We start from the raw sequence: 12,788 nt of genomic DNA, 5'->3' as shown, positions 1-12,788 counted from the left end.
CCCCCGGTTACTGCTGCGCGGCGTCAGTGATACCGCCAGAGTCGTTAATGGCGCGCCACGTCACCTGCCCGGTGCCGACACCCGTCCACGTCTGGCTGCTCTGAGGCGCGATCATGCCCGGTTCGGGGATCGCTTTGCCGCCAACCGTCAGGCTGTAGAGGGAGACATAAAACGGCGTCGGGTTATGCGCCACCAGCCGGTTACCCTGCCGGGTAAAGGTCAGCTTCTGCCAGGCGTCTTTGGCCTCGCCCAGCCCTTTTGGCCGCCAGAAGAGCTTGAACTTCGATTTCACGTTGATCTGGAGCTTGTTGGACGCCGCTTTTTGCGTTGGGGCGATGTTTTTCACGCACAGCCAGTACACTGACTCCCGGTCTGTGGGTAATGCGCCCCCGGTAAAGCTTATTCGCAGGACGTTCTCCTGCTCAGGATCGAGGCGAAAGAGCGGCGGCGTAACCACAAAAGGCACCGGGCGTTTATCGTCTGCGGCCTGGTTTTCAACCCACGACTGCACCAGGTAGGGAACGCGGGTATCCATGTTCGTCACCGTTAAGGTGGCTTCGCGTTTTCCTTCCTCATAGATCACGCGGGTTCCGCCCATCACTACCCCGGCCTGCGCGGTGGCGCAGAGCAGAAGAAAAGCGGTCATCACAGCGGCAAGAAGCTGTTTCATCGTGCAGATACCATTGGACAAAAAAGAGAATGAACAGGCGCAGGGCCTGCTCATGCGGGGATCAGTTGTAAACCATCAGGAAGTTTGCAACGCCATTAGCCGCACCCGGGGTAACGGTCTTCTCTGTAGAGACGTAGTCGGCGGAAAAGGGTACCGTGGCTTTACCGGAAGCAACCGGAACGCTTGCTGAAACCGTCCCCAGGGCAACCTGAGAGCTGGATGCGCCGTTGTTGTACAATTTGATACCCACACCTTTCGCCCCACCGGCCACCGCCAGCAGGGTGGCATCAAGGGCATCTTTTTGACCATCGAACAGCACGGCAACCGTCGTCACCGACGCCGGACAGTTATCTACCTCAATTTTGAAAGGGGTTTTGGTCGTTTCGGTGCCCGCTGCGGTGAAATAGCTTGCGCCCCATTTCCCCAGGTCCACCTGCACGTCTTTGCTTTTGGTGGTGATATTGCAGGAGGCGTCGACGATTTCACCGCTGAACTCCACAATCCCGCCGGTGTTTTGCGTACCCGCGCCAGCACCCGGATTCGTGGTCATATTATTGGAAAATGCGGCACCAGAGGCCAGCGTGCCCGCCAGAATTGCAGCTACGCGAAATTGATTCTTCATTATTACGCTCAACTTGACTTGTTATTCATGATGACGTTGACCGATGTCCTCCGGTCCTAAAACTCATCCCTTCTGCGTTTCCCTTTAAATTAAAATGCCTCTCCCGGCTAACCAGAGAGCATTATTCCCCTGATTAATCGCTCTTTATTTAAAAATAAAATGCGCTTAATCCACCTACGCGCATAAAAATGATATTTCCCGTATCACTAAAAAACAACCGGGTATCTGACACGCAAAATAGCCGCCCCGGCAATGTTGACATGTCAACATTGACATCATTGATTAATCTTAATATTTTTGTATTTTCTTGCACTGCAATGGTGAGAAATGGCTACATAAAAATAACATTCAGCCCTATAAATTGGCCATCTTTGCAATTATACCCAAGAGGAAAGCTAGCAGTGAAATTAATATTAAGATAAATCTTACAACGAGCCAACAAATAAAAAACCGAATATGAATGTTTACATTAAAATACCAATACAGACAACTTAAGTGTTATTCCCAATGCCCTGAGCAGGGTTTAAAATAAAGCCCGCTTCATGTTTTACTGCCATTATCTGGCGCAACGATAAAGCCGCCCATGTCACGGTGCGCATCGTGTCCCCCGCCACATACTCACGGCACACCCCACCCGCAGGAACAGCAAAAAAGTGAAAGTGTTTGTCGATTTTCTGATGGCGCATCTTTCAGCAACGTCGCAAAGTGAATAGCGTAATCATTAAAGCGTTGCGTCTGACGCAACGGACTTTTGCATAAACGGCAGGTTCAGTTATCGTTATCTCTGCGTTATGTTAATGAATATATAAGGGTAAAAATCGCCCTCCCCTGTTTCTAACGCTGCAATCTGGAGTGACATGTATGTCTCAACCCAAGCTGTTTACACCGTTACGTATCCGCAATCTTGAACTCGACAATCGCATCGTGATCGCCCCCATGTGTCAGTATTCTGCCGAAGAGGGCTGCATGAATGACTGGCATACCCTTCACCTGGGGCAACTGGCCCTCTCCGGCGCGGGTCTGCTCACCATTGAGGCGGCAGCCGTCTCCCCGGAAGGCCGCATTACCTACGCTGACGTCGGGCTCTACGATGACAAAACCGAGGAAGCGATGGGCCGGGTGCTGGACACCCTGCGTAAGTGGTCCGATATTCCTGTTGGCATCCAGCTGGCCCACGCGGGCAGAAAAGCGTCAACGCACAAGCCGTGGGATCATCGGGGACAGCAAATTCCACCCGACCAGCAAGGGGGCTGGCAGACGTTAGCCCCTTCCGCAGTGCCTTACAACGAGGGCTATGTCCCGCCAACCGCTCTCGACAGCGAGGGCTTAGCCGAAATCCGCAACCAGTTCGCTGAGGCCGCAAAACGTGCGGCCAGACTGAATATCGATCTGATCCAGATCCACGCCGCCCACGGCTATCTGCTTCATCAGTTTTTATCGCCGCTCTCTAATCAGCGCACGGATAATTACGGCGGTTCGCTGGAAAACAGAGCCCGGTTCCCACTGGAAATTGTCGACGCGGTGCGGGAAGCCTTCCCGGCGGAGAGAGCCATCAGCGTACGTATCTCCGGGACGGACTGGGTGGAAGGCGGATTCAACCTTGAAGAAGCGGTTGAGTTCTCCAGAATGCTGGAAGCGCGTGGCGTTGACGTGATCCACGTCTCCAGCGGCGGTCTGCATCCGGATCAGAAGATTGAGGTCTATCCTGGCTATCAGGTGCCGCTGGCAAGGGCGGTGAAAGCTGCGGTAAATATTCCGGTGGTGGCGGTGGGATTAATCACCGAGCCCGAGCATGCGGAATCCATCGTGGCCAGCGGGGATGCAGATTTTATTGCCATCGCCCGCGGTGCGCTCTATAACCCGCGCTGGCCATGGCATGCGGCGGCGGCGCTGGGCGCCCAAGTCCATGCGCCGGAACAGTATCTACGTTGCCAGCCGCATACCCTGAAGAACCTGTTTAAGTCCTGATGTTTCGGATACCCGTGGCATCACGGGTATCCTTCCCCGCCTAAAAGCATGATCATTTACAACTCGTTAACCTAGTCACAATTTCTTAACTTTCCCCGCGCTTCTCTTGACTGTTTCTGTATCAGTCGTAAAACTCTTGAAAAAGTAAAACGTTTTACTTTTTCATAAAACTGTCGCGGTATTCATGCTTTTTCCGTGATTTTCAGTGGGTTAAACGCTACTGGGATACATCATGAAACACATAGAAGAGTTCGATAGTACGCTGGCCGGTGTGGGTGTTACGCCTGAGCCAGGCCAAACAGAAATTTCATCGCTGGCAAGGGGGGCGATAAAAAAAGCCAAATTTCGGCTGATGCCCCTGATACTGCTGATGTATCTGCTTGCGTTTATAGATCGCTCAAATATCGGCATGGCCGCGTTAACCATGAATCAATCCCTGGGGTTAACGCCTGAACATTTTGGGTTTGCTGTGGGGATATTTTCCTTCGGTTATATCCTGTTTGAAATTCCCAGCAATGTGCTGCTGGAACGATACGGTGCACGCTTCTGGTTAGCCCGAATCATGATCACATGGGGCATTATTTCCATGGCGATGGCGTTTGCACAAGGCGTGGTGACGCTTAGTATCCTGCGCTTTTTACTGGGCGTGGCCGAGGCGGGACTGGCGCCAGGTATTGTTTTCTATCTCACCACCTGGTTTCCCAAAAAGGAGCTGGCTAAGGTCTTCTCCATTTACTATTTAGGGGTTCCGCTGGCTGCTATTATCGCCAATCCGATCTCGGGTTATATTCTCGACAATTTCCATAATGTTGGGGGGCTGGAGAGTTGGCAGTGGCTATTTTTAATTGAAGGCTGCCCGCCTGTCATCTTATCCGTTGTGGTTTTTCTTTATCTTACCGATAAACCGTCCAAAGCGTCCTGGCTTAAACCCGAAGAGCGTCAGGCTTACCAGGACCTGATGGAAAAAGACCAACAGACGACCTTGTCCGCCGGGCACTCCGGTTTCAGGGAAATGATCAAAGACCGACGGGTCTGGCTGCTGGGGATGGCCTATTTCTTTACCGTTATTGGTCTCACAGGCCTCGGTTTCTGGATGCCGCAGTTCATCAAGCGCTTCGATTACTCTGATACTGTTGTCGGCATGCTGGGCACGATTCCCTATATCGCAGGCGCGGTGGTGATGTGTTGGTGGTCGAATCACTCTGATAAAACCAATGAGCGAACCTGGCATTTTATTCTTCCATCGCTGCTTTTTTCTGTCGGATTTGTGGTCGCCGCTATCAGCGACTCACCCGTGATATCCATGGTGGGGTTAACGCTTTCGACGGTGGGTATGCTGTCATGCGTGCCGACGTTTTATACCCTTCCAGCATCCTTTCTTACCAGCCGAGGCTGTGCCGGTGGCATGGCACTGATTAACTCAATTGGCAATATTGGTGGGTTCTTCGGGCCCTTCCTGGTTGGCCTCGTTATCTCGATTTCCGGTAAATCACAGAGCGGTCTCTATCTGTTAGCTGTCCTGGTTTTGTTCTCGCCGTTGCTGATTTATCTCATGAGCAGAAATCGCCGTCAGATTGCTGGCTGGCGTTAATCCATCCCCCCTTAAAGGAGTAGAAAATGAACTTAGCAGCATTGTTAGCTGAGCGTGCCTGTGCCGCAAAATCGGGTTCAGCACAGCCTGTTCGTGTGGGCATTATCGGCGCCGGCAAATTTGGTTCGATGGTACTTGCCCAACTGCGGCACCTGGAAGGACTGCATGTGGTGGCCGTTGCAGACCTGGATGTCCAGAAAGCCCGTGCTGCCCTGGCGCGTGTGGGATGGCCAGAATCGCAGTATCAGGCGCATAACATCGAAGCAGCTTTACGCGAAGGCACAACCTGCGTCGTTGAGGATGCAGAACAGCTGATCCGGTGTGAGCAAATCCACTGCATAGTTGAAGCGACGGGACATCCTCTGGCCGGCACTCGTCACGCTCTCCATGCGGTCGAAAATGGAAAACACGTGGTGATGGTAAATGTGGAAGCCGACGTGTTGTGCGGGCCTTTGATAGCCGAACGTGCGCGCCAGAACGGGGTGATTTACAGCATGGCTTATGGTGATCAACCGGCGATCATTTGTGAACTGGTTGACTGGGCTAAAGCCTGTGGCTTTGAAATCGTTGCCGCAGGTAAAGGGATGAATTACGAACCGCGATACCGCTACTCCACACCGGATACCGTCTGGGGATTCTTTGGCTGGTCTGACGAAGAAGTTGCTGCCGGGGACTTTAACCCAAAAATGTACAACTCGTTTACCGATGGTACCAAAGCGGCCATTGAGATGGCGGCTGTCGCCAACGCAACCGGATTAGACTGTCCCGATAACGGACTGGAATTTCCCCCTGCCGGGGTGCATGACCTGGCGCGGGTCTTCTCTCCGGCATCTGATGGCGGGCGCCTGGGCCGCAGTGGGCTTGTGGATATCGCAGCCAGTCAGGAACCTGACGGACGTGAGGTGCTTAACAATATCCGCTACGGCGTTTTCGTGACATTTAAAGCCCGGGATGAATACAGCCGGGCCTGTTTCAAACAGTACGGATTACTGACCGACCCAAGCGGCTGGTACGCGTCGATGTGGCGCCCTTTCCATCTGATTGGTCTGGAAACCAGCATCAGTATTCTCTCCGCGGTATTACGAGGAGAAGCTACCGGGACAGCATTAAGTTTCCGGGGCGATGCGGTTGCAACGGCAAAACGCGATCTCAAAGCGGGTGAGATGCTGGATGGTGAAGGTGGGTTTACTGTCTGGGCCAACGCCTTGCCAGCCAGCATCAGTGTGGCACAAGATTTCTTGCCAATGGGGCTGGCCCATCATGTCCGACTGGTGAAGGATGTCGCAAAAGATAAGGCGATTCGTTTCTCCGATGTTCATTTTGACAACAATCTGGATATCGTCGAATTGCGCAAGCAAATGGTCAATCTTGCGGGATTATAAACAGGGTGATACCCGCAACGGCTGCTGTTGCGGGTATATCAGGAGGACAAATGAAAAGCGAAATGCGTATTGGCTTGTTGGGTACGGGGTTGATGGGACAACCTGTGGCGCGTCGACTTGTCGCTGCCGGATATCCGGTCGCGGTGTGGAACAGGTCGCAAGAAAAAGCGCTACAACTGGCAAGCGCTGGCGTAAAGATCGAACAATCTGCTTCGCAGTTACTGGCAGACAGTGAGCTCATCATCTGTTTGTTAAGCGATGCCACGGCGTGCGATGAGGTGATATTCAATCACGACGCACTTCAGTACATTGGTCCAGAGACAATCATCCTCATGATGAGTACCCTGTCGCCGGACATTGTGGTTGAGCAAGCACGTAAGGCCCATAGTGTTCAGGCTCATTATGTCGATCTCCCTGTTTCCGGCGGAACAACAGGCGCGGAGAAAGGGTCATTATCCTTAATGGCGGGAGGAGACAGGCAGCTCATTGATAGCCTTCGTCCTTTGCTATCACACCTGGGGAAAGTCACGCATGTCGGAGAGGTTGGAGCCGGTCAGCTCACCAAACTTGCAAACCAGATTATTGTCGCCGGAACCTTAAGTTTATTGTCGGAAGCTTTTACTCTCGCGCAACGCGGCGGCGCCAATCCAGAAAAAGTGCGCGAAGCCCTACTCGGCGGGTTTGCAGATTCCACATTGTTGCAACACCAGGGCGAACGCATGGTTAAAGGGGATTTTAAAGCTCGGGGCGCTGCAAAGTGGCAGCTTAAAGATACGCGCAGTGCGGTGGCACTGGCAAAGCAGCTTAATTTGACCCTACCGTTAACAGAAACAGTGAATCAACTCTTCAGCCAGATGATTGATGCCGGAGAGGGTGACCTGGATCATTGCGCCATTATTAAGCAAATTCAGCGTTTAAATAAGGTGGCTATTTAATTCTGGAAACACTTTCTCTTTTAACTAATATGCTATCCAGTTCGCAGGGTTTTTGCTGTTCACCGGATAAACTCAACAGTGCTTTACTGGCCAGTTCTTCAAGGGGATGTTTTATAACGCTGATGGACGGGCTCAGCAGGCGACTCCAGTGACTGTCATGATAAACGATGACGGAAAGGTCATCGGGCACAGCCAATTTTAGCTCGCGGATCCGCGACATGATGACCGGTGCGATTGACGTATTGCCAATAATGATTGCTGTCGGTGGTTCTGCAAGCGACAGCAATTCATCAAGCGACTGGCTGGCGAGCGGATCGCGAAAATTCTTTACTGCGATAAGCTGTTTATTACATTCAATTCCCTGCGCCTGCAGGCCTTTCTTGTAACCTTCCAGTCTTTGCAAAGAAGTGGATGTATTGAGAGGCCCACTTATCCACCCAATACGCCGATGGCCTTGCTCGACCAGATAAGAGGTCGCCTGGCGAGCAGAGGTTTCATTGTTAAACCCAATAACACTGGCGCCTGTAAAATCCTCCAGATAGCGATCGATAAATACGATCGCTATCCCCATGTTGCTGATCGATTGCCACATATCCTTATTAGCGCTTGTCGGCGTTGCGATGATGGCTTTGACCCGCTTTTGCATCAACATTTCCAGGCTTTCCCGCTCAAGCAAGGGATCTTCCTGCGTCGTGACCAGGATGACGTTCATCGCCATTTCGCGAGCGCGCCGTACAATCAGATCCGAAATTTCAGAGAAAAAGTCATTACTGATGTCGGCCACAACCAAGCCGAGGGTATTGTTCAGGTTTGTCTTGAGTTCACGCGCGGCGCTCTGCGGGGTGTAATTTAGGGTTTGCATGGCAGCGATAATCCGCTGCCGGGTACGTTCGGAAACTGAACCGGTTCCGGGATTCAATACACGGGAGACAACACCGATTGATACTTCGGCTAAAGCAGCGACATCTTTGATGGTGCTTTTCTTTTTATCATTCAATGTAGCACTTAGCCTCATGTCCGCAGAGTAGATAATTTTATGTTAGATCAATCATGTTTCGATGAAAATGATGTTAGTGGCAAAATCACGTATCGATAAAATTTATGACAGCGCTTGCCTTCAACCAGGGAAATAAGTTGCGCAGGAGACGTCAACTTTTGCTGAAAAAGCACAAAAGCAAAAAACCCTGCGATATTGCTATCGCAGGGTTTTTAAATTTGGCGGAAGCGTAGAGATTCGAACTCTAGAACCCTTTCGGGTCGCCGGTTTTCAAGACCGGTGCCTTCAACCGCTCGGCCACGCTTCCAGAGTGAGGCGCACTATAAACATCTCTGGAGGTTATGTAAAGCAAAAAATTCAGGAAATTGAATGTGTTCGCCTTTTGTACAACTCCGCACGCATCATCTTCTGCTGACGACCGTCAAATTCCAGGCAAGAAAAAATCGCCAGACTCATCATAAGCAGCTATTGTCTTTTATTCAGAACTGGTATGACCACTCAACCAAGGTTTACCTATGCATTCGATAATAATACCGACAAATGAAGGCGACTCTCTCGCTGCCACGCTTTGGGAGAGAGAAGATGCCCGTGCGCTGGTTATCCTTCACCCCGCGACAGCGGTTGTACAGGAATTTTATCAGCGTTTCGCTGAGTATCTTTACGACTATGGATTCAGTGTCCTGACGTATGACTATCGGGGGGTAGGTCGCTCTAAATCAGTCATGCTCCGCAGCTGTAACGTCTCCATGTCAGACTGGATGGAGCAGGATGTGGGTTGCATCACGGCCTGGGCCAGGTCACGTTTCCCCGATCTTAGCCTGCTGGCGGTTGGGCACAGCGTGGGTGGACACGCCGTTCTGCTGTCGACGGCTACCCGGCATCTTCAGGCTGCGGCCATTGTGGCATCCCACGCCGGGGTGACCCGTTCTATAAAACAGACGGCGGAAAAAGTGCGCGTCTGGTGCTTGCTGCGCGTTCTCGGTCCGCTCCTCTGCCGTATATTTGGTTATATGCCGGCAAAACGCCTCGGGTTGGGAGAAGATTTACCGGCGCCTGTCATGCTGCAGTGGGGGCGCTGGAGCGCCATGCCGGGTTACTTCTACGACGATCCTGACTGGGATGCGCGTCGAAGAGCGGCTGAGGTCAGGCTCCCTCTGATGGTTATGGGGTTTGATGACGATCCGTGGGCTAATCCTGAGGCCATTACGCGCCTGATTGAGCCGGTCAAAAACGCAAAAATTGACCGCCGGGAGATCCGTCATGCGGATTTTGGCCTGCCCAGCGTGGGGCATATGGGTTTTTTCCGCACGCGCTGTGCGGAAACATTATGGCCCATTGTCGGGCAATGGTTGAAGAGTCAGTGCCCCGATTGAGCGAGCAGTGAATATAAAAAGGGGCCCGCAGGCCCCATTATGATGACATTGTGCGTCAAGGAATTATTCAGGCAGGGCGTAAACCACAACCTGGTCGCCTACCTGATCCTTCAGGATAGTGTTTCCGCCCGCGACAAACGCCACATACTGACGGCCTTTGTACTCATAGACCGACGGGTTCGCGACCGCAGGAGCCTCAACCTGATCGGACCATAGCTCTTCACCGCTTTCCACGGAATAAGCGCGTACTTTGGCATCCATAGAGGCACCGATAAAGATCACCCCACCCGCGGTGATAGCCGGGCCGCCGATGGTTGGGGAGCCCCAGCTTTCCGGCATAAAGAAGCCGTACTGCTGCGAGGCGCCAACCGGACGACGCCACTTCACGTCACCCGTATGCATATCCAGCGCGACGATCTCACCAAACGGCGGTTTCCAGCACGGCATGCCCAGCCAGTTATTGGCCACCAGCAGACGCATGCCGTAAGGCGCGCCTTCCTGCGGTGCAAAGCCGCTCTCGTTACCGGCAGTTTTATCGGCTTTATCGTAATCTTCGCGGCTGTAGAGCTTCACGTACTGCACAATATGCGAGGTGTTGACGATAGCGATCTGCTTATTCGGATCGAACGCCACCCCGCCCCACTGCACGCCACCGGCGCTGTCCGGGTAGGTCAGCGCCCCCTCGCCTTTGGCGGTAGGCGGTGTGTACATCCCCTCATAGGCCAGGTTATCCCACAGGCGGGAGCATTGACCGGCACCCACCATATCGGCCAGCTTCCAGATCTCCGGCTTTTTCGACTGATCGAGCAGCGGTGCAGGCTTGGTCGGGAACGGCTGGGTTGGCGAAAGTTTTTCCCCCTGCACCGAACCGTCGCCCTGCGGCACCGGACGCTCTTCGATAGGCCAGACGTCCTCCCCCGTCAGGCGGTTAACCACAAACAGGAAGCCCTGCTTGGTGGCCTGTACCAGGGCCGGGATCTGCTTGCCGTCTACGGTGATATCCATCAGCGTTGGCGCGGAGTTGATATCGTAATCCCACACGTCGTGATGCACCCACTGGCGGGACCAGACCACTTTACCGGTATTGATGTCCAGCGCGGTTGTCGAGGTGCCAAGCGGGATCGCGTCGACACGGTTACCGCCCCAGTAGTTAGGCGACGGAGAGGAGACCGGCAGATAAACCAGGCCGTTGGCCTCGTCGGCGGACATGTGCGTCCAGACGTTAGCCGTCCCGGTGCGCTGGCGAATCTCTTCCGGGATCGCCTCGAAGGACCATTCCCGCTCGCCGGTCTGGGCATTGATAGAAAATACGGTGCCCGGAGGTGCTTCGGCGTAAGCCCAGTCTTTGCCGGCCCAGCCCACCAGCAGGTGGTTACCCACCACCGTTGGCGGTTGCAGGATGGAGAGCGGGAATTTGGCGTTAACGGTGTTCCACTGATTCACATCCAGCACGCCGTTGTTCGCAAAACCGGTGCAGGGTTTGCCTGAATCGGCATCCAGCGCAAAGAGCTTGCCGTCCACGGTGCCCATATAGACGATCTTCTGGCAGGCTTCGCCGGCGACTGGCTCTTTGGCCTGCCAGTAGGAGACGCCGCGGTTTTTCAGCACCGGCTGGGTTAGCGCTTTACGCGAAGACTTCGTGTCGTAGTGCCACTTCTCTTTCCCGGTGCCCGGATCCAGCGCAATCAGGCGATCGAAAGGGGTACCGATATAGAGCGTCTCGTTAGCAAAAATGGGCGTTGCTGACCAGACGGTTGCAGGGGTCTCGCCTTTACCATCCGACACATCGCCGGTATGGAACTCCCAGATTTTCGCCAATTTACCGACGTTCTCCGCCGTGATCTGGGTCAACGGGCTGTATTTCTGCGCGTTAAGCTGTCCGTGGAAGCTGTCCCAGGTGGCGGCAGAGGGCACCAGCGGGGTCGCTGGTTGCTCAGCCGAAGCCACTTTTTGTCCCTCGTTCTGCCCGGTAGAGGCTTCATCGGTGGTTTTGGTGGTTCCTGGCGCCTGTTGATCCGCTGCATCTACGTTGAGCTGTTCTTGCGTTCCCTGAGAGGCCTCAGTGGCTTTATCCTGCGCCTGCACAGAGAGTGGCGCGATCAGCAGCGCCAGCGCCGTCATGCTGACTTTCATGAAGGGGTAGTGTTTATCGTTATACACGGGTGGGACTCCTCAGGCTCTGACGCGGGTATTGTGGTGAACGGGCTTGCTGCTCAGCATAATCAGACCAATCAGGCCGACCACCATCGCTGCAGTAATGATGTACTGGTGCAGCAGCGCGGCGGCGAATCCAATACCAATGAGTACCACGAGGGTGACGATAATCAGAAAGATACGCGCCCCACGGCCAGATGCGGCACGTAACATCAAGGTCAGTACCGCCAGTACCGCACTGGCAATGGCGACGCCCAACGCACCGATGGTATCGGTAACGCCGGTAAGGGGCGTCAGCCAGGCGTATAACGCCACCGCGACGCCAATGACCGCAGCCAGCAGCAGCAATATCGTGCCAGCGCGGGAGGATTGAGAATGTAACATACCAGGAACTCCCCCTATCAAAACAAAAATTAACCAATAATTCAGGCTCGTGGATTTATGCGGCTGCGACTTGCATGGGCAATAGCGAAAAACTCAGGCAGTAAGAAAAACAGCGGCATAGATCACTAAACGTAACTGAGTATAGAAGAAGGTTTTTAAAGGGGGCGTTCAAACACGGCATAGCCGCGTAGTTGGGCATAAAAAATGCCGCCTGAGGAGGTGGCATAGTGATGTTAACGAACCAGATGCAAGAAGTGGAGATGCTTTTCGTACTGGTCGAGAATATCGTTAACCAGCTGCTCCGGGTTCCAGCTCATCACGTCGTAATTCTGTCCCCCTTCTTTGAGGTAGACTTCCGCACGATAGTATCTGTGTTGCTCCGCCGGCTGTTCGTCGTTGTCTGTCGCCGCCAGGGCAAAGGTTGATTTGTCGGAATCGGATCTTTAGTTGACTGACATAATGTCATCGGGCAGGTAAAACGACAAAAGAAAAAGCCCCGCGATATTACTATCGCAGGGCTTATCTAATCTGGCGGAAGCGCAGAGATTCGAACTCTGGAACCCTTTCGGGTCGCCGGTTTTCAAGACCGGTGCCTTCAACCGCTCGGCCACACTTCCAGAATGAGGCGAACTATAAACACCTCCTTGCGCCCTGTAAAGCGTGCCCGCGATCGTTCGCCTGAAAAATAGTCAAAATGCGTTTAATCGGTTGA

11 protein-coding genes, 2 tRNA genes and 1 pseudogene are annotated in these 12,788 nt (G+C 53.4%); 5 read left to right on the top strand and 9 right to left on the bottom strand.

All coding sequences use genetic code 11. From position 1 onward, the window contains the following. Positions 1 to 7 precede the first annotated feature (7 nt). The 3 genes from GNG26_RS07715 to GNG26_RS07705 form a co-directional block, all read right to left on the bottom strand. The gene (locus GNG26_RS07715) at positions 8 to 670 is read right to left on the bottom strand and encodes a molecular chaperone (protein WP_156238338.1); all 663 of its coding nucleotides are present in this window, start codon (positions 668 to 670) and stop codon (positions 8 to 10) included. Positions 671 to 731: 61 nt separating this feature from the next. Then, positions 732 to 1,292, bottom strand: coding sequence for a fimbrial protein (locus tag GNG26_RS07710; RefSeq protein ID WP_156238337.1), 561 nt, complete (start codon positions 1,290 to 1,292; stop codon positions 732 to 734). A 491-nt stretch (positions 1,293 to 1,783) separates the two neighbouring features. Then, complete coding sequence (locus GNG26_RS07705) at positions 1,784 to 1,978, bottom strand: hypothetical protein (protein WP_156238336.1); 195 nt, start codon at positions 1,976 to 1,978, stop codon at positions 1,784 to 1,786. A gap of 175 nt (positions 1,979 to 2,153) precedes the next feature. On the opposite strand from GNG26_RS07705, the gene GNG26_RS07700 reads away from it, so the two are divergent. The 4 genes from GNG26_RS07700 to GNG26_RS07685 all read left to right on the top strand — a co-directional run bounded on the left by GNG26_RS07700 (position 2,154) and on the right by GNG26_RS07685 (position 7,168). Next, a complete protein-coding gene (locus GNG26_RS07700) occupies positions 2,154 to 3,260 on the top strand; it encodes an NADH:flavin oxidoreductase/NADH oxidase (protein ID WP_103178979.1) in 1,107 nt (368 codons plus the stop codon). A 232-nt stretch (positions 3,261 to 3,492) separates the two neighbouring features. Next, on the top strand, positions 3,493 to 4,851 hold the full coding sequence (locus GNG26_RS07695) for an MFS transporter (RefSeq protein WP_156238335.1): 1,359 nt from the start codon (positions 3,493 to 3,495) through the stop codon (positions 4,849 to 4,851). A 26-nt stretch (positions 4,852 to 4,877) separates the two neighbouring features. After that, positions 4,878 to 6,233 carry an NAD(P)H-dependent oxidoreductase gene (locus GNG26_RS07690; protein WP_114315408.1) on the top strand — a complete coding sequence of 452 codons (1,356 nt, stop codon included), beginning with the start codon at positions 4,878 to 4,880 and terminating at the stop codon, positions 6,231 to 6,233. Between the two features lie 50 nt (positions 6,234 to 6,283). Further along, on the top strand, positions 6,284 to 7,168 hold the full coding sequence (locus GNG26_RS07685; protein ID WP_156238334.1) for an NAD(P)-dependent oxidoreductase: 885 nt from the start codon (positions 6,284 to 6,286) through the stop codon (positions 7,166 to 7,168). Here the strand turns inward: GNG26_RS07685 and GNG26_RS07680 are convergent. Beyond that, positions 7,161 to 8,165 carry a substrate-binding domain-containing protein gene (locus GNG26_RS07680; RefSeq protein WP_197080137.1) on the bottom strand — a complete coding sequence of 335 codons (1,005 nt, stop codon included), beginning with the start codon at positions 8,163 to 8,165 and terminating at the stop codon, positions 7,161 to 7,163. The two genes, GNG26_RS07685 and GNG26_RS07680, sit on opposite strands and share 8 nt — an antisense overlap. A 219-nt stretch (positions 8,166 to 8,384) precedes the next feature. After that, positions 8,385 to 8,472, bottom strand: a tRNA-Ser gene (locus GNG26_RS07675). Positions 8,473 to 8,680: 208 nt separating this feature from the next. Between GNG26_RS07675 and GNG26_RS07670 the strand changes: the two genes are divergently transcribed. Beyond that, positions 8,681 to 9,538 carry an alpha/beta fold hydrolase gene (locus tag GNG26_RS07670; RefSeq protein WP_156238332.1) on the top strand — a complete coding sequence of 286 codons (858 nt, stop codon included), beginning with the start codon at positions 8,681 to 8,683 and terminating at the stop codon, positions 9,536 to 9,538. Positions 9,539 to 9,601: 63 nt separating this feature from the next. On the opposite strand, the gene GNG26_RS07665 is transcribed toward GNG26_RS07670, so the two are convergent. The 4 genes and pseudogenes from GNG26_RS07665 to GNG26_RS07650 all read right to left on the bottom strand — a co-directional run bounded on the left by GNG26_RS07665 (position 9,602) and on the right by GNG26_RS07650 (position 12,693). Beyond that, positions 9,602 to 11,698, bottom strand: coding sequence for a pyrroloquinoline quinone-dependent dehydrogenase (locus tag GNG26_RS07665; RefSeq protein WP_156238331.1), 2,097 nt, complete (start codon positions 11,696 to 11,698; stop codon positions 9,602 to 9,604). Positions 11,699 to 11,710: 12 nt separating this feature from the next. Then, complete coding sequence (locus GNG26_RS07660; RefSeq protein WP_103823334.1) at positions 11,711 to 12,076, bottom strand: hypothetical protein; 366 nt, start codon at positions 12,074 to 12,076, stop codon at positions 11,711 to 11,713. A gap of 233 nt (positions 12,077 to 12,309) precedes the next feature. Then, positions 12,310 to 12,495, bottom strand: a pseudogene (locus GNG26_RS07655) (choline transporter); the annotation flags it as partial. Positions 12,496 to 12,605: 110 nt separating this feature from the next. Beyond that, positions 12,606 to 12,693: transfer RNA gene (locus GNG26_RS07650), tRNA-Ser, on the bottom strand. Positions 12,694 to 12,788: the final 95 nt, after the last annotated feature.

It is taken from the genome of Leclercia sp. J807, from assembly GCF_009734465.1.
In the GTDB taxonomy this organism is placed as follows: Bacteria; Pseudomonadota; Gammaproteobacteria; order Enterobacterales; family Enterobacteriaceae; genus Enterobacter.
Note: the sequence above shows the minus strand (reverse complement) of the source record. Positions and strands in the feature narration are given on the sequence as shown.

Coding starts and splice junctions, on each gene's coding strand:
- GNG26_RS07715 (WP_156238338.1), bottom strand. CDS start 670: ATGAAACAGCTTCTTGCCGCTGTGATGACCGCTTTTCTTCTGCTCTGC.
- GNG26_RS07710 (WP_156238337.1), bottom strand. CDS start 1,292: ATGAAGAATCAATTTCGCGTAGCTGCAATTCTGGCGGGCACGCTGGCC.
- GNG26_RS07705 (WP_156238336.1), bottom strand. CDS start 1,978: ATGCGCCATCAGAAAATCGACAAACACTTTCACTTTTTTGCTGTTCCT.
- GNG26_RS07700 (WP_103178979.1), top strand. CDS start 2,154: ATGTCTCAACCCAAGCTGTTTACACCGTTACGTATCCGCAATCTTGAA.
- GNG26_RS07695 (WP_156238335.1), top strand. CDS start 3,493: ATGAAACACATAGAAGAGTTCGATAGTACGCTGGCCGGTGTGGGTGTT.
- GNG26_RS07690 (WP_114315408.1), top strand. CDS start 4,878: ATGAACTTAGCAGCATTGTTAGCTGAGCGTGCCTGTGCCGCAAAATCG.
- GNG26_RS07685 (WP_156238334.1), top strand. CDS start 6,284: ATGAAAAGCGAAATGCGTATTGGCTTGTTGGGTACGGGGTTGATGGGA.
- GNG26_RS07670 (WP_156238332.1), top strand. CDS start 8,681: ATGCATTCGATAATAATACCGACAAATGAAGGCGACTCTCTCGCTGCC.
- GNG26_RS07660 (WP_103823334.1), bottom strand. CDS start 12,076: ATGTTACATTCTCAATCCTCCCGCGCTGGCACGATATTGCTGCTGCTG.